Source organism: Demequina gelatinilytica, from assembly GCF_000971115.1.
GTDB classification, from domain to species: Bacteria; Actinomycetota; Actinomycetes; order Actinomycetales; family Demequinaceae; genus Demequina; species Demequina gelatinilytica.
Genome location: NZ_BBLV01000012.1, coordinates 1 through 21834 on the forward strand (window position 1 = coordinate 1; position 21834 = coordinate 21834).

At 69.8% G+C, this 21834-nt stretch carries 22 protein-coding genes, 1 tRNA gene and 1 pseudogene; 15 read left to right on the forward strand and 9 right to left on the reverse strand.

The features are described 5' to 3' along the window. A partial coding sequence (locus AOM00_RS10835) for a TetR/AcrR family transcriptional regulator (RefSeq protein ID WP_156159134.1) occupies window positions 1-671 on the reverse strand: 671 nt, incomplete at its 3' end. Between the two features lie 271 nt (window positions 672-942). Here AOM00_RS10835 and AOM00_RS10840 point away from each other — a divergent pair. The 5 genes from AOM00_RS10840 to AOM00_RS10860 all read left to right on the forward strand — a co-directional run bounded on the left by AOM00_RS10840 (window position 943) and on the right by AOM00_RS10860 (window position 7501). Beyond that, the gene (locus AOM00_RS10840) at window positions 943-1779 is read left to right on the forward strand and encodes an NADP-dependent oxidoreductase (RefSeq protein ID WP_228373478.1); all 837 of its coding nucleotides are present in this window, start codon (window positions 943-945) and stop codon (window positions 1777-1779) included. Between the two features lie 85 nt (window positions 1780-1864). Beyond that, window positions 1865-4333, forward strand: coding sequence for an MMPL family transporter (locus AOM00_RS10845; RefSeq protein WP_062517802.1), 2469 nt, complete (start codon window positions 1865-1867; stop codon window positions 4331-4333). Window positions 4334-4528: 195 nt separating this feature from the next. Then, on the forward strand, window positions 4529-5521 hold the full coding sequence (locus AOM00_RS10850) for a phosphotransferase family protein (protein ID WP_062517803.1): 993 nt from the start codon (window positions 4529-4531) through the stop codon (window positions 5519-5521). A gap of 1 nt (window position 5522) precedes the next feature. Beyond that, the gene (locus AOM00_RS10855; RefSeq protein WP_062517804.1) at window positions 5523-6869 is read left to right on the forward strand and encodes an MATE family efflux transporter; all 1347 of its coding nucleotides are present in this window, start codon (window positions 5523-5525) and stop codon (window positions 6867-6869) included. Beyond that, the gene (locus tag AOM00_RS10860; protein ID WP_062517805.1) at window positions 6866-7501 is read left to right on the forward strand and encodes a TetR/AcrR family transcriptional regulator; all 636 of its coding nucleotides are present in this window, start codon (window positions 6866-6868) and stop codon (window positions 7499-7501) included. The genes AOM00_RS10855 and AOM00_RS10860 overlap by 4 nt, the downstream gene beginning before the upstream one ends. A gap of 317 nt (window positions 7502-7818) precedes the next feature. Here AOM00_RS10860 and AOM00_RS15820 read toward each other — a convergent pair whose 3' ends face one another. Next, the gene (locus AOM00_RS15820; RefSeq protein WP_228373482.1) at window positions 7819-8067 is read right to left on the reverse strand and encodes a hypothetical protein; all 249 of its coding nucleotides are present in this window, start codon (window positions 8065-8067) and stop codon (window positions 7819-7821) included. Here AOM00_RS15820 and AOM00_RS10865 point away from each other — a divergent pair. Both AOM00_RS10865 and AOM00_RS10870 read left to right on the forward strand, forming a co-directional pair. Then, a complete protein-coding gene (locus tag AOM00_RS10865; RefSeq protein WP_267127716.1) occupies window positions 7988-8392 on the forward strand; it encodes a flavin reductase family protein in 405 nt (134 codons plus the stop codon). The genes AOM00_RS15820 and AOM00_RS10865 overlap by 80 nt on opposite strands. A gap of 53 nt (window positions 8393-8445) precedes the next feature. Further along, window positions 8446-9114 (forward strand): nuclear transport factor 2 family protein, encoded by a 669-nt coding sequence (locus tag AOM00_RS10870; protein ID WP_169746842.1) that lies wholly within the window; start codon window positions 8446-8448, stop codon window positions 9112-9114. A gap of 71 nt (window positions 9115-9185) precedes the next feature. Here AOM00_RS10870 and AOM00_RS10875 read toward each other — a convergent pair whose 3' ends face one another. Continuing rightward, the gene (locus tag AOM00_RS10875; RefSeq protein ID WP_062517808.1) at window positions 9186-9494 is read right to left on the reverse strand and encodes a hypothetical protein; all 309 of its coding nucleotides are present in this window, start codon (window positions 9492-9494) and stop codon (window positions 9186-9188) included. Between the two features lie 333 nt (window positions 9495-9827). Between AOM00_RS10875 and AOM00_RS10880 the strand changes: the two genes are divergently transcribed. From AOM00_RS10880 to AOM00_RS10895, 4 genes are all read left to right on the forward strand, one after another. Continuing rightward, window positions 9828-10496, forward strand: a complete 669-nt coding sequence (locus tag AOM00_RS10880) for a GntR family transcriptional regulator (protein WP_062517809.1) — start codon at window positions 9828-9830, stop codon at window positions 10494-10496. 208 nt (window positions 10497-10704) lie between these two features. Continuing rightward, entirely contained in the window at window positions 10705-11976 is a 1272-nt protein-coding gene (locus tag AOM00_RS10885) for an acyl-CoA dehydrogenase family protein (protein WP_156159135.1), read from the forward strand. 36 nt (window positions 11977-12012) lie between these two features. Beyond that, window positions 12013-12741, forward strand: a complete 729-nt coding sequence (locus tag AOM00_RS10890) for a dienelactone hydrolase family protein (protein ID WP_062517811.1) — start codon at window positions 12013-12015, stop codon at window positions 12739-12741. Between the two features lie 649 nt (window positions 12742-13390). Continuing rightward, the gene (locus AOM00_RS10895) at window positions 13391-14488 is read left to right on the forward strand and encodes an NAD-dependent epimerase/dehydratase family protein (RefSeq protein WP_082096934.1); all 1098 of its coding nucleotides are present in this window, start codon (window positions 13391-13393) and stop codon (window positions 14486-14488) included. Between the two features lie 73 nt (window positions 14489-14561). Here the strand turns inward: AOM00_RS10895 and AOM00_RS10900 are convergent, their stop codons facing one another. The 3 genes from AOM00_RS10900 to AOM00_RS10910 all read right to left on the reverse strand — a co-directional run bounded on the left by AOM00_RS10900 (window position 14562) and on the right by AOM00_RS10910 (window position 17098). Further along, window positions 14562-15566 carry a glycine betaine ABC transporter substrate-binding protein gene (locus AOM00_RS10900; RefSeq protein ID WP_062517813.1) on the reverse strand — a complete coding sequence of 335 codons (1005 nt, stop codon included), beginning with the start codon at window positions 15564-15566 and terminating at the stop codon, window positions 14562-14564. 138 nt (window positions 15567-15704) lie between these two features. Continuing rightward, on the reverse strand, window positions 15705-16436 hold the full coding sequence (locus AOM00_RS10905; protein ID WP_062517865.1) for an ABC transporter permease: 732 nt from the start codon (window positions 16434-16436) through the stop codon (window positions 15705-15707). Further along, window positions 16433-17098: an ABC transporter permease gene (locus tag AOM00_RS10910; protein WP_228373479.1), complete on the reverse strand. Its 666-nt coding sequence runs from the start codon at window positions 17096-17098 to the stop codon at window positions 16433-16435. The genes AOM00_RS10905 and AOM00_RS10910 overlap by 4 nt, the downstream gene beginning before the upstream one ends. 59 nt (window positions 17099-17157) lie before the next feature. Between AOM00_RS10910 and AOM00_RS10915 the strand changes: the two are divergent. Continuing rightward, window positions 17158-17883: pseudogene (locus AOM00_RS10915) on the forward strand (ABC transporter ATP-binding protein); the annotation flags it as partial. A 72-nt stretch (window positions 17884-17955) separates the two neighbouring features. Here the strand turns inward: AOM00_RS10915 and AOM00_RS10920 are convergent. The 3 genes from AOM00_RS10920 to orn all read right to left on the reverse strand — a co-directional run bounded on the left by AOM00_RS10920 (window position 17956) and on the right by orn (window position 19454). After that, complete coding sequence (locus tag AOM00_RS10920; RefSeq protein ID WP_082096938.1) at window positions 17956-18621, reverse strand: DUF4126 domain-containing protein; 666 nt, start codon at window positions 18619-18621, stop codon at window positions 17956-17958. Between the two features lie 105 nt (window positions 18622-18726). Continuing rightward, window positions 18727-18799 (reverse strand) — tRNA-His (locus tag AOM00_RS10925). A gap of 37 nt (window positions 18800-18836) precedes the next feature. Beyond that, a complete protein-coding gene (gene orn / locus AOM00_RS10930; protein ID WP_062307573.1) occupies window positions 18837-19454 on the reverse strand; it encodes an oligoribonuclease in 618 nt (205 codons plus the stop codon). Window positions 19455-19580: 126 nt separating this feature from the next. Between orn and AOM00_RS10935 the strand changes: the two genes are divergently transcribed. The 3 genes from AOM00_RS10935 to AOM00_RS10945 are packed head-to-tail and all read left to right on the forward strand — an operon-like array spanning window position 19581 to window position 21558. After that, entirely contained in the window at window positions 19581-19937 is a 357-nt protein-coding gene (locus AOM00_RS10935; protein ID WP_062517814.1) for a GntR family transcriptional regulator, read from the forward strand. Further along, window positions 19934-20821: an ABC transporter ATP-binding protein gene (locus tag AOM00_RS10940; RefSeq protein ID WP_062517815.1), complete on the forward strand. Its 888-nt coding sequence runs from the start codon at window positions 19934-19936 to the stop codon at window positions 20819-20821. Before AOM00_RS10935 ends, AOM00_RS10940 begins: the two co-directional genes overlap by 4 nt. Continuing rightward, window positions 20818-21558, forward strand: a complete 741-nt coding sequence (locus AOM00_RS10945; protein WP_062517816.1) for a hypothetical protein — start codon at window positions 20818-20820, stop codon at window positions 21556-21558. Before AOM00_RS10940 ends, AOM00_RS10945 begins: the two co-directional genes overlap by 4 nt. Window positions 21559-21834: the final 276 nt, after the last annotated feature.

Below are 21834 nucleotides of genomic sequence, written 5' to 3' on the forward strand. Positions count from 1 at the left end.
CGCGAGGGCGCGTCGGCGTTTCCTGTCATGCTGCGGTAGAACTCGTCTCCGGATAGCGCGGGGGTGCCCAGGTCTGTCGGACCATCCCGCCGCGTCCGCAGGCCGTCGAGCAGCAGGCCGGCGTAGCGCCGCCATTGACCGGGTGCGACGTCGCGGCTTCGTTCCGATGCGGCGCCGAGCATGAGCTGGATGATCGGGAAGTCGATGGGCTCGAGGTCGTCGCGCAGCTGTCCGGAGCGCTGTGCGCGCGCGATGAGCGCGTCCACCCTCGGGGTGAGGAGCGTCTGTGCCATCTCCAAGGCGGCGCCGGTGCCGTGTCCTCCGACCATCAGGATCTCTCGCAGCCCACGGTCTTCGGCGAGCGCCGCGGTGGCCTCCAGGAAGAAGCGCTCGAAGGCCGCCCAGGGGTCGTCCTCGGTGAGCGCGTTCTTGGCTATCTCGGCGACTTGCCGGACGCCTTCGTCGAGGACCGCCTCGATGAGCTCCTCGCGGTTCGCGAATCGTCGGTAGACGGTGCCGACGCCTACGCCGGCGTGGCGGGCGACGTCGTCGATTGCCACGTCGAGGCCGCGCGCTGCGAACACCTCTCGGGCCGCGCGGAGGAGGCGCTGGCGGTTGCGTTCGGCGTCGGCGCGAAGGGGGCGCTGCTGCGGCGAGGCCGAGGTGCTCATGGGCTCATCCTAGAGCGGTAAGCGGATGCATGTGCTCCGTTTTGGTGCTAAGGTCCCAACCAAGCGGAGGGTGATCCTCCGCTTCTAGGGCGTCGATGCCGGCCGCGCAGGCGCCACGATGGGCCGACGCTGCCAGCCCCGACGCCGTTGACTGCCCGTCATGCGCACCAGGTGCGCACGTGGCGCGCACCGAACGGAGAGGTACGACATGAAGGCGCTGCGCATCCATGCCTACGGAGGACCCGAGGTCCTTGAGGTGGACGAGGTTCCGATGCCTCGACCGGCCCCAGGGGAGGCGCTCGTCAAGGTGGCGGCGACGTCCTTCAACCCTGCCGATGTGGCGATTCGCGCGGGTGCCTTCGCCGCCGTGCTCCCGTTGACCTTCCCTCACACGATGGGCATGGACCTCGCCGGGACGGTCGTCGGAGATGCCGGACCGGAGTTCGCGCAGGGGGATGCTGTCGTGGCATTCCTCCCGCCGAGCATGGCGGGCGCCGCAGCCGAGTACGTCTCCGTGCCGGTCGGGCTGCTCGCCCACGCGCCGACCACGATCCCGTTGATCGAGGCAGCGGCGTTGCCGTCCACCGGGACCACCGCGTGGCAGGCGCTGTTCGAGCACGGTGAGCTCGCCGGTGGTCAGCGCGTGCTCGTCAACGGTGCGGGCAGCGTGGTCGGTGGCCTCGCGGTCCAGCTCGCGGTTGCCGCCGGTGCGGAGGTTGACGCGATCGCGGGGCCGATGAGCGTGGAGCGCGTGCGCGGCTACGGCGCAGCGAGGATCCTTGACTACACCGAGATGGCGGTCAGCGACATCGAGCCGGGTTCCTACGACCTCGCCGTCAATTTCGCGCCCACCCCGGTCGCGGAGCTCGCGCCGCTGGTGCGGACCCGCGGTCGTCTGGTGTCGGCGACCACCGACATCGACGCGGCCGACGAGCGGATCGCCGCGATCAGGATGGCCGCGCACCCCTCGCGCGCGGTCCTCGAGAAGCTTGTCGCGTCAGTCGACGCCGGCCGACTCCGCCTCCACGTGACAGGCGTGCGTCCCCTCGAGGATGCACCCCTCGTGCATGTCGACCGCGACCGAGGGAAGACCCTCCTGCGCCCGTGACCCGTTGCTGCCGGGCGTGCCCCGCCTGGCGGCTCTCCGACCGCTCCCTGTTTTTCAGTCCCCTACATTTCTGAAAGGACCTCCAGTGGCTGCACTTCTCTACCGGCTCGGCATCTCGTCGGCCCGGCATCCATGGCGCGTGATCGGTGCGTGGCTCAGCGCGCTCGCACTCGCCGTCGGCGCCTTCGTGCTGTTCGGCGGCACGCTCTCCACCGCCATCAGCATCCCCGGCACACCGACCGAGGAGATCGGCGCGCAGATCGCCGAGGGCTTCCCCGACGCGGGTGCAGGCGCCAGCACCGTCCTCTTCCAAACCGTCGACGGCGAGCCGTTCACGGAGGCGCAGCAGGCCGAGGTCGGCGCGACGCTCGCTGCCTTGGCGGACGTCGATGGCGTCACAGGCGCCGTGGATCCCTTCGCGACCGCGAACGAGATCGAGACGCAGCATGCGGACGTCACCCGGGGCCTTGATGAGATCGCGGCGGCCCGCGCCGACGTCCAGGCGGGGCTCGAGCAGATCGCGACCCAGCGCGAGAGCCTCACGGAGGCGGGAACCCTCGACGTCGCCGTCGACGCCCTCGACGCGCAGCAGGAAGAGCTTGAAAGCGCGCTGGCCGAGCTTGACGCTCAGGAGGCTTCGCTCGGCAACGCGGTCGCGCTCATGTCCCTCGCGGACGGTGCCCAGCAGATCTCGGACGACGGTGCGACGGCGATGGCCGCAGTCCAGTTCAACGAGGCGGCGACGACGATCTCGGAGGAGCTCAAGGACGCCGTCAAGGACAGCCTCGCGGACCACCCGATCGACGGCGTCGACGGTATTCCTGCGGGTGAGATCTCCGGCGAGATGCCCAGCATCGTCGGGCCGGGGGAGATCGGCGGCCTGCTGGTCGCGGCGATCGTCCTGGTCGTCATGCTCGGGACGATCACCGCGGCCGGCCTCCCGCTCATCGTCGCGCTGCTCGGCGTCGCTGTCGGGCTCATGGTCTCGCTCAGCCTTTCGAGCGTCCTCGACATGATGACGCTGACGCCGATCCTCGGGCTGATGCTTGGCGTCGCGGTCGGCATCGACTACGCGCTCTTCATCATCAACCGTCACCGCAAGCAGCTCCGCGGCGGCATGGAGGTCCAAGAATCGATCGGCCTGGCCAACGGCACGTCGGGCAACGCCGTGCTCTTCGCCGGAGCCACCGTGGTGACCGCGCTGCTGGCGCTCAACCTCGTGGGCATCTCCTTCCTTGGCGCGATGGGCACCGTGGGGGCGATCTGCGTCGCGGTCGCCATCGCGATGGCGCTCACGCTCACCCCGGCCCTCATGGGGCTCGCAGGATCGCGTCTCACCCCCAAGGCGAAGGAGCGCGGCCCGGCCCGCGCGGCGCGAAAGCGCGACCGGGGCGCGACCCCCAAGCAGATGACCACGCGTCGCGCCGTCCTCACGATCGTCGGCGCCGTCGCGCTGCTCATCGTGATCGCCATCCCCGCGCTCGACATGCGCATGGGGCTCAACACGAGCGCCGGGGAGCCGGCGGAGTCCGACGGCTATCGCGCCTACACGCTCACCCGGGACGAGTTCGGGGCCGGCTTCAACAGCCCGCTCGTCACGGTCGCGGACATGGGGGAGGTTGTCACGGACGATGCGCTGCTGGCGGAGCAGGTGCGCGTCGGTACCGCGTTGAAGTCGCTCGACGACGTCCGCGCGGTGGTGCCGATGGGCGCCTCTGAGGATGGCACCCTCCTCGCGTTCCAGCTCATCCCGACCGAGGGGCCCACCGAGGTATCGACCGAGGACCTGGTGGTCGAGATCCGCGACCTGGAGCTTGCCGGGCTCGACTCCTTCGGCGTCGCAGGCAATGCCTCGGGCAACATCGACATCAGCGAGAAGGTCGCCGATGCGCTCCCGATCTACCTCGCCGTGGTCGTGGGATTCTCGCTGCTGATCCTGCTGGTCGTGTTCCGCTCGGTGCTCGTCCCGCTCACCGCGACGCTCGGCTTCGTCCTGTCGCTCGTTGCGATGTTCGGCGGCCTGACCGCGGTGTTCCAGTGGGGGTGGCTCTCGGGGGTGTTCGGCATCAACGAGCCCGGGCCCGTGCTGACGTTCATCCCGATCGTCGCGATCGGCGTGCTGTTCGGGCTCGCGATGGACTACCAGTTGTTCCTGGTGTCCGGCATGCGTGAGGCGCACGTACACGGAGCGCCCGCGCGCGAGGCTGTGGTCACCGGCCTCCGCGCGGGCCGGAGCGTGGTGGTCGCGGCCGCCCTCATCATGGTGTCGGTCTTCTCCGGGTTCATCTTCGCGGAGTCGGCTCTGGTGAAGTCCGTGGGGTTCGCGCTCGCGTTCGGCGTGCTCCTCGATGCGTTCGTCGTGCGGCTCCTGCTCATCCCGGCTGTCATGCACCTGCTCGGATCGGCTGCGTGGTGGCTTCCTGCGTGGCTCGATCGCATCCTCCCGGATGTGGATGTCGAGGGCGCGGCGCTCGAACGCTCGCACCCCCTCCCGCAGGCGGATGACGCGACGGACGAGGGCGACCTGGTCGCGGCGGGGTCGCCGAAGGTCTGACGCACGGCCTCCTGGCCGCTCCGGGGCGCGTGGTCGCGCGCCCTGGAGCGGCCCAGTGCTGTCCGGCCGCGTGTGTGGCGTGCCTCGGGCAGAACGATGCGTGAAACCCGGCACCCCTGTCGGTTTCTGTTAGGCTCACTTCTCATGCCGGCCATGCAGGTCGGAGTATCGCGATGCACGAGAGGACGAGTCTCGATGGAGAGCCTCACCAAGAACCGCCAGTCCACCGACACCCTCCGGGTGCTGATCGAGCGCGGGTTCGGACACGATGAGGTGCCCGACGGCGAGGGCTTCGCCGAGGAGATCACCGAAGGCTGGTTCAACGTCGCCTACCGCATCCGGCTTCGGTCGGGTCGGCGGGTGGTGCTCAAGGTTGCCCCGCCGGCCGACGTTCCCGTGCTGACGCGCGAGGTCGGCATGATGCGTAACGAGCTCGAGGCGATGCGTCTGGTGGCCGAGCAGACGTCCGTCCCGGTGCCGCGGATCGAGCACGTCGACCTCTCGCACGAGGTCGTGGATGCGGACCTGTTCTTCATGGAGCACATCGATGCGGACAACTTCGGATTCGCGGCCGCCGAGGGCCGCCTCGCGCCTGACGTGATCGCAGCGGGCAACCGCGAGCTCGGCGCGCTCAACCGCGAGATCAACCAGGTCATGGGCGACCACTTCGGCCCGCTGCTCGGGCCCGGCTTCCGCACCTGGCGGGAGGCATTCAGTGCCGCTATCGAGGACACGTTGCGTGACGGCGCCGCCGTGGAGATCGACCTCGGATGGGAGCCGGACGAGATCCGCGAGGTGCTCGCGGAGCATGCCGGCGCGCTCGACGAGGTCACCGAACCGAGGCTCATCGAGGTCGATCTGTGGGCGAAGAACTCCATGATCAGCGACGGGCGCATTGTCGCGATCCTCGATCACGAGCGCGCGCTGTACGGCGATCCGCTCATGGAGGCCGGCCTCACCGGGCTCGATCTCGCCGGGTTCGACGACCCGGCGGACTTCATGGAGGGCTTCGGGTTGCGCGTGCTCAGCGAGACTCAGCGCATGCGACGCCGCCTCTACTCGCTGTACCTCGCGCTCATCATGGTGGTCGAGACGCGCTACCGCGGCCACACCGACACGGTCGTCTACGACTTCGGCAGGACGGAGCTCGACCGCGTTTTGGCAGCGCTCGGTCGCACGCGCGGCTGACGTGACGCGCTCACCCGCGCGCGCCGATGAGCTCGGGGCGCGTCCTCTGGGACCTCTCCTGTGGGAGTCGTGCCTGCACACGACCATGTCCGTGGGTGTGTACGGCGTCTACGCGCTGACCAACACCTGGTTCGTGGCTCGGATGGTCGGTGAGACAGCGCTCGCGGCGGTCGCGCTGGCGACGCCGCTCCTGCTGCTCGTCGGCGCGGTCTCGACGACGGTCGGCGTCGGGGCGGCGTCGCTGGTCGCGCGGGCGCTCGGGGCGGGTCGGAGGAGCGACGCTGCGCGCGCCACGGGCAACGCGATCGTCCTCTTCTGGTCGGCAGCCGGAGCGACGACCGTGCTCGGGTTGACCTTCCTGGATCCGCTGCTGCGCCTGTTGGGCGCGACGGCGGAGACGATGCCGTACGCGCGGCCCTATGCCGCGGTGATCCTTGCAGGCGCTCTGGTGTCCACCGGCTTCTCGGCGATCGTGCGCGCCGAGGGACGGATCGGATTCTCCACGCTCCTCTGGGTGATCCCCGTGGCGTTGCAGATCGCGCTCGACCCGCTGCTCATCATGGGGCTCGACATGGGCGTCGCAGGCGCGGCGCTCGGCACCGTGGGCGGGCAGGCGGTGTCCGCGCTGATGTCCCTGTGGTTCTTCTTCGCGCAGCCGAACCGCCCGTATCGGATCACGCTCGCGCATCTCCGCCCCCGCCTGCGCACGCTCGGCACCATGATCGCGATCGGTGCGCCCTCGTTCCTCGCCGGCATCGGAGCGACCATCGTCGCGGCGGTGGTGAACGCATCCCTCGCCACCGCGGGCGCGGCCGCGCTCGCCGCGTTCGCTGTCTGCGCGCGGGTCCAGACCTTCGTCACGATGCCCCAGACCGGCATCACCCAGGGGGCGCAGCCCGTGGTCAGCTACTCGAGCGGCGCCGGCCTCGCCGACCGGGTCGGCGCCGCGACGCGCATCGTCATGCGCTCGACCGTCGTCTACGGCGCGGTGGCGTGCGCGGTCGTGCTCCTCGCCGCTGAACCCCTGGTAGCAGTCTTCCTCGGCCCGGGCCCGGCGCATGGCGATGCGGCGACGGCGCTCCGCATCGTCGCCCTGGGATTCGTCTTCTCCGGCGTGGCCCCGCTGGTGTCGGGGCTCTTCCAGGCCACGGGGTCGCCCAAGGCCTCCTATGCCGTTTCTGTGGGCTCGGTGCTCCTCATCCGGCTTCCGCTCGTCGCGACGTTCGCAACCTTCGGCCCGAACGGGATCTGGGTCGCTCTCGCGTTGGGCGAGCTGGTGTCAGCCATCGCGGCCCTGGGCGTGATGCGGCGAGTTCGGCATGCCTCGCGTGCCATGGTGGTGGCATGACGGAGAACGACGCGCCGCATGCAGCGCGCGCCCGTGGCGGCTATGCGAAGGGCGACCGGCGTCGCGCCGAGATCCTCAACACGGCCTTCTTCGCATTCGCCGCGGGCGGATATCGATCGGCCTCCATGGTGCAGATCGCCGCGGCGTGCGGCGTCTCGCGCGCGGGACTCCAGCACCACTTCCCGACCAAGGAGGCGTTGCTCACGGCCGTCCTCGAGGAGCGTGACCGGATCAACGGCGACCTGTTCTTCCAGGGGTCCGACCCGCGGCGCGACGGCATCGACTACCTGCGTCGCCTGCTCGACGTCGTCGCGCACAACGTCACCCAGCGCGAGATCGTCGCGCTGTTCGCCGTGCTCTCCGCCGAGGCGTCCGACCCCGAGCATCCCGCGCACGCCTATTTCGTCGCGCGCTACCGATGGCTGCGAACGGACATCGCCGATGCGCTCGCCGAGGCGGAGCGGAGCGGCCGGACTCGACCGGGGGCGCTGCAGCCGGGCCTCGCATCGGACCTCATCGCGCTCATCGACGGCCTTCAGGTCCAGTGGCTCCTCGAGCCCAGCTCCGTCGACATCGTCGAACGGCTCCGGAGCAGGCTCCAGGAGATCGTGACCGAGGATCTCTCCGTCTAGACGCGTCGCACCTCCTGATCGACCGCACGCCGCGCGCCCGCTGCATCGCCGCACGCCCGCTGGATTGCCGCGTGAGACCTCGTTGAGCAGCAAGCCAACACCTGCGCCGGCGGCAGACGCGGCGCAGTTTCGGCTCTGGGGCGTCTGGTCCAAGTCGCATGGTGCGCTCATGGCAAGACGCCGTATGGGAGTGCAGACGCGGGGGTGGCTGCGTGCCGAGATCAGGGGGTGGCAACTGAAAGGTCAACGCGTTACTGTGGCATTGCAGATTGGCGACAACGAGGTCGCACCAACGATGCAAAGGCACAAGTGATGACTCAAATCGGAGAATCTCGAGCGTCGACCGTCCCGTCGACGTCGGCCATCGATCGGGTAGTGCTCGGAGGCGAGCCAGGCGTGAGCCCCGACGCGTTGAAGGCGCTGTTCCGCGACCATCCGTCCGGCGTTGCGGTGATCACCGCGGACGCGGGGCGCGGCCCAGTGGCGATGACAGCGTCGTCGCTGTTCTCCATCAGCGTCGCGCCGCCGTTGCTCGTCTTCTCGGCGTCGGAGATGTCGTCCAGCACTCCCACGCTCCTCGCCGCGGAGACCGTGGTGATCCATCTGATCGACGCCGCGTGTCACGACATCGCCGTGCTCGGCGCCACGAGCGGTGTCGATCGCTTCGCCGACCCCGAGCAGTGGGCGGTGCTGCCCACGGGTGAGCCGTACTACGTCGCTCCCCGTCGACGCATCCGTGGGCGGGTGGTCAAGAAGGAGGACGCGGGCGCGGCGACGCTCTTCGTCGTGCATGTCATCGAGTCGTGGCAGGAAGGAGAGGGCGATGCCCCGCCTCTCGTGTATCACAACCGTGAGTGGCACGTCCTCGGCGACGTCTCGAGGCTCGCATGAGAGTCGACGCGGGCGCCGCAGCCTCGGGGTCGCTCCCGGAGGCGGGTGCATCCATGGCAAACGACCCTGATGAGCACGCCGCGGCGCTGATCGAACGCATTCGCATGCAGGATCGGATCGACGACCCGACGGTCGGGTGGTGCGACGCTGGTGCATTCGAGGCGGAGTCCCTTGTCTGGCCCGAACGGACGTGGGCGGCGATCGAGCGCATCTCTGCGACCGAGTCCGCCGAGCGGGACGTCTGGGAGTACGCCTTCCGACGCGACGATGGCCAGCCTGGCGAGGTCCCGGTGGCGTTCGTCTGGGACAAGACCGGCGCTGAACCCCGAGCGCGCGTCTACTACAACAAGGCACACTTCGGGCTCGCCGATCCCCGCCGCCCCGTGCTTGCGCGCACCGACTTCGAATGGCCGGACGAGCTGGAGAGGTACTTCAGGGCCGTGACGCGCGGCGACCGTGCGCTGCTCGAGGCGGTCGTGCACCCGGACGCCGAGTTCCACTCGCCCTTGGGCATCGTCGGGCGTGACGTGTTCGTCGCCGCGTTCTCCGGCGGCAACGGAGGGGTGCCGCTCGAGTTCAACACGGTGACGCGAGCGGGCGACGAGTATGCGGTCGAGTTCACCAGCTGGAGGCGCCCGCCGCACGCCGGCCTCGGTGTCTACTCGTTCCGCGAGGGCATGATCGTCGGCGCTCGCGTGTACGAAGGCCCCGTGTACCGGTGACAGCAACGAGGGGGCGCCCCGCTTCGCGGCGGGGCGCCCCCTCATCTGTGTCGCCGAGCTGAGGAGCCCTTTCAGTCGACGACACGCCATCCGGCGGCGCGTGCTGGCGGGAAGATGCCGGCCTTCACCTTCCCCGTCACTGCGTCGCCGTCGAAGTCGAGGGAGAGATTGATCTTCATCGCCATCGGCGTCGTGGTCTGGATCCCGAACTCGACCTTCGAGCCGTCCACCTTCGCGTCGAGGATCTCGGACGACGTTCCATCGGGTCCGGCGAGCGTGCCCGTCGCGGACGACCCGTCGACGGCGAGGTCCAGTACGGACGTCTGCTTGCCCATCGGCGTCATCGCCTCGATATGCCACCGGCCATCGATCTCTGCCATGTCCTGCTCCCTTGCTCTCTCGTCGGCGGACAGCGGACCTGTACGCCCGGGCGCCCGGCCAGGACTGCCCGCCGGGGCCGCGCGTGACGGCTCGAGAGCGAGGTGGGTCCGCATTGACGCCTCGTAGTCCCTGAAACTAGGCAGCGCGCCGTTGATATGTCAATAGACCAGTCTGCGATTTCAGTGCGTGCGCCGGCGTGCGGGCGGCGACGATCGACGCGGCTTCGGAAGAGGCATGGCGGCATGCGTGTGGGCGCCAGGCAGACCGGATCGCGGAGGCGCGCCGGTGCATGGGAGCCAGGAGGCGATCACCGCTTGCCCTACGCTGGGCGAATGAGCGATCAGCCGTCGACTACCTCCCTGGTTGATCGCGCCTACGATCTGCTCCGCCGTGAGATTCTCGAGTGCACCCTGGCCCCCGGGTCGCAGGTGACGGAGCGCTCGCTCGCCGCGCAATACGACCTGGGGCTGTCGGCGGTGCGCGGCGCGCTCGTGCGGTTGACCGCCGACAATCTGCTGACCGCCATCCCGAGAGTCGGCTACCAGGTCGCACCGATCACCTTGCGTGGCATCATCCAGTTCTTCGAGGCGTGGGAGATCCTCGGCCCGCCGATCCTCCGGCTCGCGGTGACGCGCATGACGGATGAGCATCGCGCGCAGATCACGGCCTTGCAGGTACCTGGCGCGCAGTCCAGCGGTGAAGAGATGGTCGCCTATGCCACGAAGACGTGGGCGGTTGTGGTCGCGGCCGCGGACAACGTGATCCTCTCCGACCTCTATAGGAGGCTCGCGGGGGACATGCAGCGCATCTTCACGCTCGTGTGGAAGTCGGAGACGTTGAGCGCGATGCAGGTGCTGGGCATGTCGGCGGCGCTGTCGGCAACGCCCGACGAGGCCGAGGAGCTCGCGCTGTCATTCATCCGTGAATCGCGAGCTCGGGTCACCGAGTGGCTGCTGACCTCGACGTCGCTCGCGAGCCACTCCGTGAGCTTCCAGTTCTGACGGCCCCGGCGTCGATCGCGCCTTGGTGGTCAGGATGGGCGTCGTGACGATGCTCGCCGAGGGCGGTCACAAGGACGCCTGAGCTTCTCCTTGGGTGCCGCTGCGTGAACGCCCTCATCACCGGGCTTCTCGTGGTCAAGTCGCATCCAGGCCTTGACCTCGCACTCTGATATGTCAATACTCGGATGTGAACTGACACGGCGCGCCCGTGCAGTCGCACCCCATCGGCACCGGAGCCGATCGGGGTATTGAGAGAAGGGCTCCAGCAATGACGCTGACCGCAGAACCTCAGCACCACCTCGACAACGCGGAGATCGTCGCCGCAATCATGCGCAAGCTCGAGTCTGTCGCCGACGACCTCAAGGCAGAGGCCGCCGAGACGGAGGAGACGCAGAAGCTCACCGACCGTGCAATCGAGCTGCTCCTCGAAACCGGCGTGACCCGGGTCTTCCTGCCGAAGGAGCTCGGTGGCCTCGGCCTCTTCCCCGGCGAGGCGCTCCCGATCCTGGATCGTGTCGCGCAGATCGACGGCTCGATCGGCTGGGTCAACACGATCTTCGCTGCTGGCGGCCACATGATCGACTACCTCGAGTACGACCCCGCGCGAGCGATCATCGACTCGGGGGAACCGCTTTTCGGCGCCGTGAGCAACGGCGCGGCGACCGCGGTCGCAGTCGAGGGAGGCTGGAAGCTCACGGGCTCGTACCGGTACGCGAGCGGCTCGAAGCACACCCGCTTCATCTTCACGCCGGCAAGGAAGATTGTGAACGGCGAGCCGGTCGAAGGCCCTCCCGCAATGTTCGCCGTTCCGACATCGGAGATCGCCTATGGCGGAGGATGGGACACGATCGGGCTTCGCGGCACCGGCAGCGTCGACTTCACCTTCACCGACGTGTTCGTTCCCGCCGCCCACGAGGCAGTGGTGCTCGGCGCGCCGATCCTTGGCGGTGATGAGGCGCTCGGCGGCGTCGGGCTGCTCATTCCCTTGATGCACCTGGGCTTCGCCACGGGAATCACCCGCCGGATCCTCGACGACGCCGCCTCGAACGCGAGCCGCCCGCCGAGTCGGCCCGGGGCCCGACGACAGGCCGACAGCGACCGGTTCCGAACGGAGTACGCGCAGCAGGAGATGAAGGCTCAAGCTGCGCGAGCTCTCGTGACCGAGGTGCTCGCGGACATCGACGACACCCTGCGCGAGGGCTGCGGCCTCTCCCGCACGCAGACCTCGATGCTGATGGGCGCCAACATCCATGCGCACGACGTCGCACGCGAGATCGCGGAGTGGGCCTACCGGCGCGGGGGCGGCATCACCCTGCGCGCCGGCGACACGCAGCGCGCGATCCGCGACGCGCTCGCGGGCGTCCAGCACTTCATCGTGGACGACTCGCACATGGTCAACGTGGGCTGGGACCTTCTCGGTGCGCCCGCGAACTACATCTGGATGGGCCCGACCTTCGGCCCGATCCCCGGAACCGAGTGAGCCGGCACACCTCAGTCGCGAAGGGATGGGTGACACATGACCATCGAGATCGGTGAGCTCAACGGGGTGCCGATGAGGGTCGCGCGTGCCGACGGCGGTGCGCGCGGCGGGGTCGTCGTGCTCCACCAGGCACCTGGGTACACGCCGCAGATCGCGGAGTGGCTCGAGCGGCTGGCGTCGCACGGCTATACGGCGGTGGCTCCGATGCTGCATCACAGGCGCGGCGAGGACGTGGTCGACCCGTTCGGCTTCCCAAGCATCGAGGAGTTCGCACTCGCGATGCCGGGCGACGACTCCACCGGTGCCGATATCGCGAGCGCCATCGAGCTCCTCCACGACTTCGGTATCGATGCTGCCCGGATCGGCGTTCTCGGCTTCTCGTTCGGCGGCCGTGCGGCCTTGGTCGCCGCGCTCGAGGGCTCGGTGGCAGCGGCGGCCAGCTACTACGCCAACGGCATCATCGAGCCTGCGTACGGGGAGCACCCGGGGCTGCAGGCTCTGGGCAACCGACTTCCGGCACTGACGACTCCGTGGCTCGGGCTGTTCGGAGCCGATGACTTCCTCCTCGCCGAGGGTGAGCTGGATGCGATCGAGCGGGCTCTTGGCGATGCTGCCGCGGCGGCTCAGGTGGTCCGCTACGACGGCGCGGGACACGCCTTCGACCTGGAGGAGTTCATGCCCGGGATGCCGAGTCCGCTCGTGCCTGAAGCCGCTGAGGATGCTCGAACGCGCACGTTGGCGTTCTTCGAGCAGCACCTCGGCTGACGAGGGGGCCTCAGGCCGTCACGCCGGTCCCATGCCGAGCGGCATGGGACCGGCGCTTGACGGTCGAGGGCTCCGAGGTCCGGCTGGTCGACCAGCGGCTGGTGGGGCACGCCGCGACCGCGGCGGCCAGTCGATTCAGGGGTCACACGCGAGCAGGAACACCAACGCACACCCTGCCAGCCGGCCCCAGGCCAGCCACCCTCAGACTTACAGCCAATTCATGTCGCGATGGGGGCATCCCACGGTCATGGAAAGGAATTCGAGGTTCCATGGAGAAGAAACCCCGGGACCCCTGTATCCACCCAGGTAGACCCCAATCGAGAAGACACCACTACACACGAAGGCCCGGTCCGGATGGACCGGGCCTTCGTCGTTCCCGGCGGCCGTCGGCGCGCCGATCACCGTCCAGCGCACGCACGAATCCACGCCCGATTCCGCCGAATCACGCATTCCGTCGCGATCAACACTGGCCAAGCGCGCATCGGTGCGCTACAAGTAGAGGCGTGGACAAAAGGGACGAAGGCGGACCATTCGGTACGCCGGAATCCTGCAAGGGTCCGCGAGGCGAGGGTTCCTGGTCTGTGGCGCGGTGAGCGCTGTCGGCCGGTGCGCGCGCCGTCCAGGGGGGATCACAACACGGGGGTACGTGATGGGCAACGCTGAGAGGGCTGGCGACAGCTCGACCTTTTCCGGGAAGACCGTGTTCATCACGGGTCACAGCGGATTCATCGGAGCGTGGCTCGCCACGGTCCTCGACCACCTGGGGGCGAACGTCGTCGGCTACTCGATCGACGACGACCCCTCCTCGGCGGAACGGGCCGAGTGGCTCGAGGAGATGGGCGTCCACCGCATCGTCGGAGACGTCCGCGACCGCTCCCGGCTGTTCGCCGCGCTCGAGGTGACCCGCCCGGACATCGTCTTCCACCTCGCGGCCCAGGCGATCCTGTGCCGCGGCTTCGACGACCCCCACCTCACCTTCGACGTCAACCTCAACGGTTCCCTCAACATCCTCGAGGCGGAGCGGATCGGGCTGATCCCGTCGCTCGTGCACGTGACCTCGGACAAGTGCTACGTGCCCATGTCCGCGGACAGCGGGATGCTCACCGAGGACAGCCCCATCGGCGGGCACAGCCCGTACTCGGCCTCGAAGTCGATGTGCGAGAGCATGTTCAGCGAGTTCATGGACCTGCCCCGCCTGGGCGGCGCCCCGCACCGCGCCGGCTCGGTGCGGCTCGGCAACGTGATCGGCGGCGGCGACGATGCGGACCGTCTGGTCCCCAACTGCATCCGCGTCTTCCAGGACGACCGCGTCTTCGCGGTCCGCGATCCGCTCGCGGTCCGACCCTTCCAGCATGTGCTCGACGTGGTCGACGGCTTCGTGCGCCTCGGCGCTCGCCTGCTGACGGCGCAGGAGGAGGACGTGCACGCCCTCAACTTCGCGCCGCCCACCGCGGGCCACACCGCGGGGGAGATGGTCTTCGAGCTCGCTCGGGCCTGGGGGGACGAGGCGCTCATCAGCCCCGAGCGCGATGTGTGCGGCTTCCCCGAGGACAAGCTGCTGTGGCTCGACGGCTCGCGGGCAGCCGAGCTGCTCGACTGGCACCACGCCTTCGACCTGCGCCGCTCGACCGAGCGCATCGTCGACTGGGTGCGCAGCGTCGACGCGGGTGCGACGCCCGCCGAGACCACGCGTCGACAGGCCGCCGAGTACTACCTCGAGCCCGTGCGCGTGGAGGCCGCCGCCTGACGGCCGCGCAGACGAACGGCACGAGGCCCCGGTCCGCTGGACCGGGGCCTCGTCGTCGGTGGGACGTGGCGGCTCAGCCGAGCTCGCCGTCGGAGCTGAACACGAGCCCGACCATCACCTGGCCCTGGCGCAGGGCGTTCTTGGTGAGCGGGCCGCCCGCGTCGAGCGAGTCGAACTGGGCGACCTCGAGGCCGTACTCCTCCTCGAGCCCGATCTGGCAGAACGGGCGCTCGGGGCACTCCGGGGGGCCGCCGAGCGAGATGGTCCCGCAGGTCTCCGCGAGCCCCGTGAGGGACGTCACGCCGTACTCCTCGGAGAACGCGGTGGTGACGGCGAAGGCGTTCTGGTCCTGCGCCGCCGAGGGGGCGCCGAAGACGAGCCCGGCGTCGGTCGCGAGCGGCTCGAGCGCCGCGACGGTCGCATCGACGTCACCCGAGGCGACGGGTGCCGCATCGGCGCCGTTGGCGGCGAGGTTGAGGTACTCCGTCACGGTCGCGGCGTACTCGGGAACCACCTGGATCTCGCCGCTCTGGAGCGCCGGCAGGTAGGTCTCGCGCGAGCCGATGGTCCGCACCTCCGTGTCCCAGCCGGCGGCGTCGAGCACGGAGGCGTAGATCTCCGCGACCGTGATGTTCTCGGAGAAGTTCGCGGCGCCGATGACGATCGAGCCCGAGCCCTGATCGGGCGCCGCGATGGCGTTGTCCGCGACGAACTGCGTCGCCGCCTCCTGCGAGGTCGCACGGTCGATGTCGACCGCCTTGTTGAGCGCGATGAGGTCCTCCGTGGTGAGCACCGCGGACACCTCGTCGAGCGCCGCGACGAGCTCGGGTGTCGCCGCGTCGGCGTTGATCGCGGGGATCACGTTGTCCGCGTTCTGCAGCATCGCGTCGTCGTCGAGCACCACGAGCGTGTCGCCCGGCACAGGCTGGCACTCCTGGGCCATCGCCCCACCGTCGGTGGAGCCCATGGTCGAGGCGTCGCTGCTCTCGAGAGGGAGGGTGTCCGAGCCGGAGCTGCAACCGGCAAGCAGCAGGACCGCGGTGGCGGTGCCCGCAAGGATGGCGTTGGTGCTTCGCATGTCGCTCCTCGGGTGGGGGTCTGGCCATGGTGCGCAACCGGGGTGCGAGGGCGTTTGTTCCCGCGCGGCCCGGCTTCCAGGGTATTCATCATTCACCGAGCCCGCGAGGGCGGATGGGTGCGCGGGACGATGCGCGCGTCAGGCGGCGGCGACGGTGGTCGCGCGCAGGGGGACAGGCGTCGCGGCCCGCTGGACGCGGCTGAGCAGCTGGTCGATCCCGAGGCACAGCGCGGCGATCAGGATGCCGCCGGCGAGGACCTGCCCGTAGCGCTGGGTCGCGACGCCAGTGTTGATGATGACGCCCAGCCCGCCGCCCGCGACCAGGGCTGCGAGCGGCACGGTGGCGACCGTCTGCGTGGTGGAGGTGCGCAGGCCCGCCGCGATGAGCGGCACCGCGAGCGGCAGCTCCACGCGCAGCGCGACCTGGCGGCGCGTCATGCCCTGGCCGAACGCCGCCTCGCGCACGTCCGCATCGACGCCCGCCATGCCGGTGAACGTGTTGGTGAGGATGGGCGGGAACGCGAAGATCGCGGCGGCGATGATCACGGCGCGGTTGCCGAAGCCGATCGCGGACGCCGAGAACAGCGTGAGCAGCGCGAGCGTGGGCATCGCGCGCGAGACGTTGGAGATCACGGTGGTCGCGCCCCCGCCGCGGCGGATGTGCCCGAGCCACAGCCCCAGCGGCAGCGCGAGGGCGGCGGCGATCGCGACCGCCGCGAAGGACATGTAGAGATGCTCGATCGCGAGGGCGATGATCGAGTCCTGCTGGAAGCGCAGCGAGCCGTCCAGGTTGGTGCCGAACATGCCGTGTGCGCCCGTCCAGCTCACGGGGTCGGTGAGGTAGTCCCACGCATCGCCGATGGTGCTCATACGGCGGCGCTCCGAGCGCGCGACCGCGCCCACGGCATCGCCCAGCGCGCCGCGAGGACCAGCAGCAGGTCCAGCACGAGCGCGAGGGCGAGGCACAGCAGCGCGCTGGTGGCGATCTGCGCGCGGTAGTTGGACTGCATCCCGCGGAACATCAGCTGGCCGAGCCCGCCGTATCCCACCACCACGCCCACGGTCACGAGCGCGACGGTGGAGACGGTGGCGATCCGCAGTCCGGCCACGATGCTGGGGAGCGCGTTGGGCAGCTCGACCGTGAGCAGCAGCCGGGTGGGGGAGTAGCCCAGCCCTCGCGCGGCGTCGACGATGTCCGGATCGACCCCTTGGAGCCCCACGAGCGTGTTGCGCACCAGCACGAGCAGCGCGTACGCGACCAGGCCGATGAGGACCGTGGTGCGCCCGATCCCCGTGAAGGGTGCGAGGAGCGCGAACAGCGCGAACGACGGCACGGTGTACAGCACGCCGGTGAGGCCCAGGATGGGGCCGGACAGCCTCGGCGAGCGGCGCGCGATCATCGCCAGGGGCAGCGCGAGCGCGATGGCGATGAGCATCGCCTCGACCGTGAGGGTCGTGTGGATCTGGAGGTGCTCCCAGACCTCGCCGCCGCTGCGGCGCAGGTAGTCGAGCGACAGCCAGGGGTTATCCACCCCTCGACCGTACACGGCGCGGCTGACGGCCCCGGAGGCGGTCACGCTACGGTGGACCGATGGACTCCAGCGGGATCCGCCTCGAGCAGGTGCACAAGATCTATCCGGACGGGACCGTCGCGGTCGGCGCCCTCGACCTCGAGGCGCGCGCGGGGGAGGTGCTCGCGCTCGTCGGGCCGTCCGGCTGCGGCAAGTCCACCACGCTGCGCATGATCAACCGCCTGGTCGAGCCCACCTCGGGACGGATCCTGGTGAGCGGCGAGGACGTCATGGGCCGGGACCCGGTCGAGCTGCGGCGCAGCATCGGCTACGTGATCCAGCATGTCGGGCTGTTCCCGCACCGCACGGTCGCGCAGAACGTGGCGACCGTGCCGCGGCTCGTGGGCTGGGACAAGGAGCGCACGCGCGCCCGCGTGGACGAGCTCCTCGAGCTGGTGGGCCTCCCGCACGCGACGTACGGCGCGCGCTACCCCCACGAGCTCTCGGGCGGCGAGCGTCAGCGCGTGGGCGTCGCGCGGGCTCTTGCGACGCGCCCTCCCGTGATGCTCATGGACGAGCCCTTCGGCGCGGTGGACCCTCAGGGGCGGCGTCGCCTCCAGCGCGAGTTCCAGGCGCTGCAGCGCGAGCTCGGCACCACGGTGGTGATGGTCACGCACGACATCCGGGAGGCGGTGCTGCTCGCGGATCGCATCGCGGTGCTCTCCCGGGGCGGCGTGCTCGAGCAGCTCGGTACCCCGGCGGAGGTCACGCAGGGGCCGGCCAACGACTTCGTCGCCGACTTCCTCGCCGACTTCGGCGAGGCGCCCGCGGCCTGAACGGTCACCGCCTGCGGCTCTGCCGCGGTGCCCGATGCGGCATCACCGCCAGCGGCCCCGCCACCACGGTGTCTTGAAGCCGGCGGCCGCGCGCTCCTCGCGCTCGGCGCGCTCCTCCGCCTCGAGCTGGGCGCGCCTGCGGCGTCGGCGGCGTCCGGTGGTGACGATGCGGTAGAACACGAAGCCCATCGCGATGAGCACCACCACCACGAGGATGGGCACGAAGATCGCGATGAGGCTGAGCGCGACGGCGGTCGCGTCCTCCGCGAACGACGCGACGGGTGCCCCGGTGCCCGCGGTCGCGGCGTTCACGGACGGCCGTGAGGCGGACTTCGCGGTGTGGACGGCGGCGGTGACGATCGCGCCGATGATGCCCGCGATGAGCGGGTTCTCCTGCCAGAAGCTGCTCTCGTCGATCACCTGCGCCGCCGCGGTGGCGGCGAAGATCACGCCACCGACGACCGGTCGCACGAGCGACTGGAGGAGGTCGTTGATGTGGTCGACGCCCGGGATCTTGTCCAGCACCAGCTCCGCGGCGAGCAGCAGCAGGCCGATGATGATGGTGGGCCACGACTGCAGCCAGTCGAGCTGCTCCGGCAGCACGATGAAGTCGGTGAAGCGGGCGAACAGTCCCACCAGCACGAGCGGGATGAACGCGTTGAGCCCCGCTGCGGCGGCCAGTCCGGCGCCGGTGAGAGCTGCGAGCATGTGACCTCCTCCAGGGGGCGCCGAGCCGCGGCGCCTTCGCAAGGATAGTCTGCGCGGGAACGACGAAGGCCCCGACGTCCATGACGTCGGGGCCTTCGTGCTCCGGGTGGCTAACGGGACTTGAACCCGCGGCCCCCGCGACCACAACGCGGTGCTCTACCAACTGAGCTATAGCCACCATCGTCCCTCGCGGGACGGAGACCAGTGTACCGGGTCTACGAGGGTGTCGGTGACGCGTCCGGCGTCACGCGTCCGGCCGCGGCCTTGGCCTGGTCCGAGTCCGGTCCGGGCAGCGGTACCAGGATGGTCTCGCGGTAGTAGCGCAGCTCCGTGATCGAGTCGCGGATGTCGCCGAGAGCGCGGTGGCCGCCGGTCTTGGCCGGCGCCTGGAAGAACACGCGGGGGTACCAGCGGCGCACCAGCTCCTTGAGCGAGCTCACGTCGACCACGCGGTAGTGGAGGTGGCCGATGACGTCGGGCATGTCGCGCTCGAGGAACATGCGGTCCATGCCGACGGTGTTGCCCGCGAGGGGCGACTTGCCGGCGACGGGGACGTGCTCCTTGATGTAGGCGAGCACCTGCTGCTGCGCGTCCTCCATGGTGGTGCCGTGCTCGAGCTCGGGCAGGAGCCCTGAGGTCTCGTGCATGGTGCGCACGAAGTCGCCCATGCCGGCGAGCGCCTGCTCGGACGGCTTGATCACGACGGAGACTCCGTCGCCCAGGATGTTGAGGTCCGAGTCGGTGACAAGGCAGGCGACCTCGACGAGGGCGTCGCTGCCCACGTCGAGGCCCGTCATCTCGCAGTCGATCCAGACGAGAGGGGTGTCGGTCATGGCCCACACCTTACCGAGGCCCTGCGACACGGGTCGGGCGCAGGGGTTGACAGCCCGCCGACCGCATGGTTGGTTAGTTAGTGAAGTAATCAACCAAGGAACTGACCAAGGAACCGGGGAGGTGCCGTGGACGACGGCCGGCCGATCTTCCAGCAGATCGCGGAGCAGCTCGAGGAGAGGATCCTCGACGGCTCCATGCCGGAGGAGGCCCAGGTGCCGTCGATCAACGAGCTCGCCGCGTTCCACCGCATCAACCCCGCGACCGCGCTCAAGGGCGTGAACCGCCTGGTCGACGCGGGGGTCCTCTACAAGCGCCGCGGCATCGGGATGTTCGTCGCGACGGGAGCGCGGGCCGCGCTGCTCGCATCGCGTCGCGACGAGTTCCACGACGCCTACATCGGCCCGCTCATGTCGCGGGCCGTCACGCTCGGGATCACCCCCGAGCAGCTCATCGAGATGATCAGGAAGGAGGCGGCACAGTGACCGCCATCATCGAGGCCACGGACCTCAGCCGACGCTTCGGCGCCGTCCGTGCGGTCGACGGCGCCACCTTCGCCGTCGAGGAGGGGAGCATCACGGGACTGCTGGGCCGCAACGGCGCCGGCAAGACCACGCTCATGAACCTCATCACCGGACAGGACTTCGCATCCTCGGGCACGGTGCGGGTCGACGGCGAGAACCCCGTCGAGAACGCGCGCGTGCTCACCCGCACGTGCTTCATCAAGGAGTCCCAGAGCTACCCGGACGCCTACCGCGGCCGTCATGTGCTCGCCATGGCGCCCCGGTTCTTCCCGCGGTACGACCCCGCGCTCGCGGCGAGGCTGGTCGAGGACTTCGACGTGCCGGTCGACCGCATGGTGAAGAAGATGTCGCGCGGCCAGCGTTCCGCGCTCGGGGCCATCGTGGGCATCGCGTCGCGCGCCGAGCTCACGCTGCTCGACGAGCCCTACGCGGGCCTCGACGCCGTGGCGCGGCACGTCTTCTACGACCGCCTCCTCGCGGACTACGCGGAGCACCCGCGCACCATCGTGCTGTCGACGCATCTCATCGACGAGGCCGCCGACCTGCTCGACCACGTGCTCGTCATCCACCAGGGACGCCTGCTCATCGACGCCGCGACCGAGGACCTGCGCGGGAGCGCCGCGACGCTCGTGGGGCGCGCGGCGGACGTCGAGGCCTTCGTCTCCGGGCGCGAGGTCCTGGGACGCGAGTCCATCGCGGGCATCGCCTCCGCGACCGTCGCGGGGCTCGACGCGCAGGACCGGGCGCGCGCCGCATCGTCCGGGCTCGAGGTCGCCCCGGTCTCGCTCCAGCAGCTCATCGTGCACCGCACCGGTGCGCCCATCCACCAGGAGGTGGCGTCATGACCGCCCTCACCGCCGAGATCCCCGCGCCGCGTCGCATCGCCTCCGTGATGCGGATCCACGTGGCCAACCCCTGGCCGACCGCGATCCTGCCGTGGCTCGTGCTGCTCGGCGTCCATGGCATCACGTGGTCGATCTGGGCGCTCATCGCCCACTACGCGGGCGACAGCCTCGAGCCGGACGCGTTCCGGTACGCCGGCGGGGTCTCATGGCTGGTCGTCTACATGATGGTGATCGCGATCCAGGCCATGAACGCCGGGTTCCGCTTCGCGCTGGGGTACTCGACCACGCGGCGCGACTACTACGCAGGCACGGTCGCGTTCTTCGCCGCGATGGCGGTGGTCTACGCGCTCGGGCTGGGGGTGCTCGCGATGGTCGAGCGTGCGACGGACGGGTGGGGCCTGGACGGCTCCTTCTACGCGCCGGCGTACCTGTACGACGAGCCCTTCGCCGTGATCGCGTTCCACTACCTCGCGCTGTACCTGCTGTTCACCGCCATGGGCGCGCTCATCGGCGCGCTGTTCGTGAGGTGGCGCGCGGCGGGTCTGTACCTGTACTTCGCGGGGCTCGCGCTCGCGGTGGTCGCGTTCGTGTGGTGGGCGCTCGACGCGGGGGACTCCCTGGTGGCGTTCTTCCGCGACAACCCGATCGAGGTCGTGATGGCCTGGACGCTCCCGCTCAGCGTCGCGCTCGCGGTGCTCGGTTGGCTGGTGATCCGCAGGGCGCCCGCGCGCGCCTGACCGGCGCCTGAGCCGGGCGGCGGCACGAACGGGCCCGCGCATCGTCCCCCCTCGACGATGCGCGGGCCCGTCGCGTCCCCCTCAGCGACGCGAAAAGTGAGCATTCACATTTCGCGTGCCACCATGGTGACCTGGGACGACGCGCGAGACGTCACCATCACGCCTTCTGTTACGGAAACGTGACCCTGGCGCGCTTGTGAGCCCTCACATTGTGAGCGCTAATATGCGAATGCACGGTGCCAACGTGGGCACCGTGGGGCAACGCGCTCGATCCGG

What these genes read in the sequence shown, in the direction of transcription:
- AOM00_RS10870 (WP_169746842.1), top strand. Translation starts at nt 8,446, where the DNA reads ATGGCAAACGACCCTGATGAGCACGCCGCGGCGCTGATCGAACGCATT.
- AOM00_RS10895 (WP_082096934.1), top strand. Translation starts at nt 13,391, where the DNA reads ATGGGCAACGCTGAGAGGGCTGGCGACAGCTCGACCTTTTCCGGGAAG.
- AOM00_RS10875 (WP_062517808.1), bottom strand. Translation starts at nt 9,494, where the DNA reads ATGGCAGAGATCGATGGCCGGTGGCATATCGAGGCGATGACGCCGATG.
- AOM00_RS10880 (WP_062517809.1), top strand. Translation starts at nt 9,828, where the DNA reads ATGAGCGATCAGCCGTCGACTACCTCCCTGGTTGATCGCGCCTACGAT.
- AOM00_RS10905 (WP_062517865.1), bottom strand. Translation starts at nt 16,436, where the DNA reads ATGAGCACCATCGGCGATGCGTGGGACTACCTCACCGACCCCGTGAGC.
- AOM00_RS10865 (WP_267127716.1), top strand. Translation starts at nt 7,988, where the DNA reads ATGACAGCGTCGTCGCTGTTCTCCATCAGCGTCGCGCCGCCGTTGCTC.
- AOM00_RS10920 (WP_082096938.1), bottom strand. Translation starts at nt 18,621, where the DNA reads ATGCTCGCAGCTCTCACCGGCGCCGGACTGGCCGCCGCAGCGGGGCTC.
- AOM00_RS10890 (WP_062517811.1), top strand. Translation starts at nt 12,013, where the DNA reads ATGACCATCGAGATCGGTGAGCTCAACGGGGTGCCGATGAGGGTCGCG.
- AOM00_RS10945 (WP_062517816.1), top strand. Translation starts at nt 20,818, where the DNA reads ATGACCGCCCTCACCGCCGAGATCCCCGCGCCGCGTCGCATCGCCTCC.
- AOM00_RS10900 (WP_062517813.1), bottom strand. Translation starts at nt 15,566, where the DNA reads ATGCGAAGCACCAACGCCATCCTTGCGGGCACCGCCACCGCGGTCCTG.
- orn (WP_062307573.1), bottom strand. Translation starts at nt 19,454, where the DNA reads ATGACCGACACCCCTCTCGTCTGGATCGACTGCGAGATGACGGGCCTC.
- AOM00_RS10840 (WP_228373478.1), top strand. Translation starts at nt 943, where the DNA reads ATGCCTCGACCGGCCCCAGGGGAGGCGCTCGTCAAGGTGGCGGCGACG.
- AOM00_RS10860 (WP_062517805.1), top strand. Translation starts at nt 6,866, where the DNA reads ATGACGGAGAACGACGCGCCGCATGCAGCGCGCGCCCGTGGCGGCTAT.
- AOM00_RS10850 (WP_062517803.1), top strand. Translation starts at nt 4,529, where the DNA reads ATGGAGAGCCTCACCAAGAACCGCCAGTCCACCGACACCCTCCGGGTG.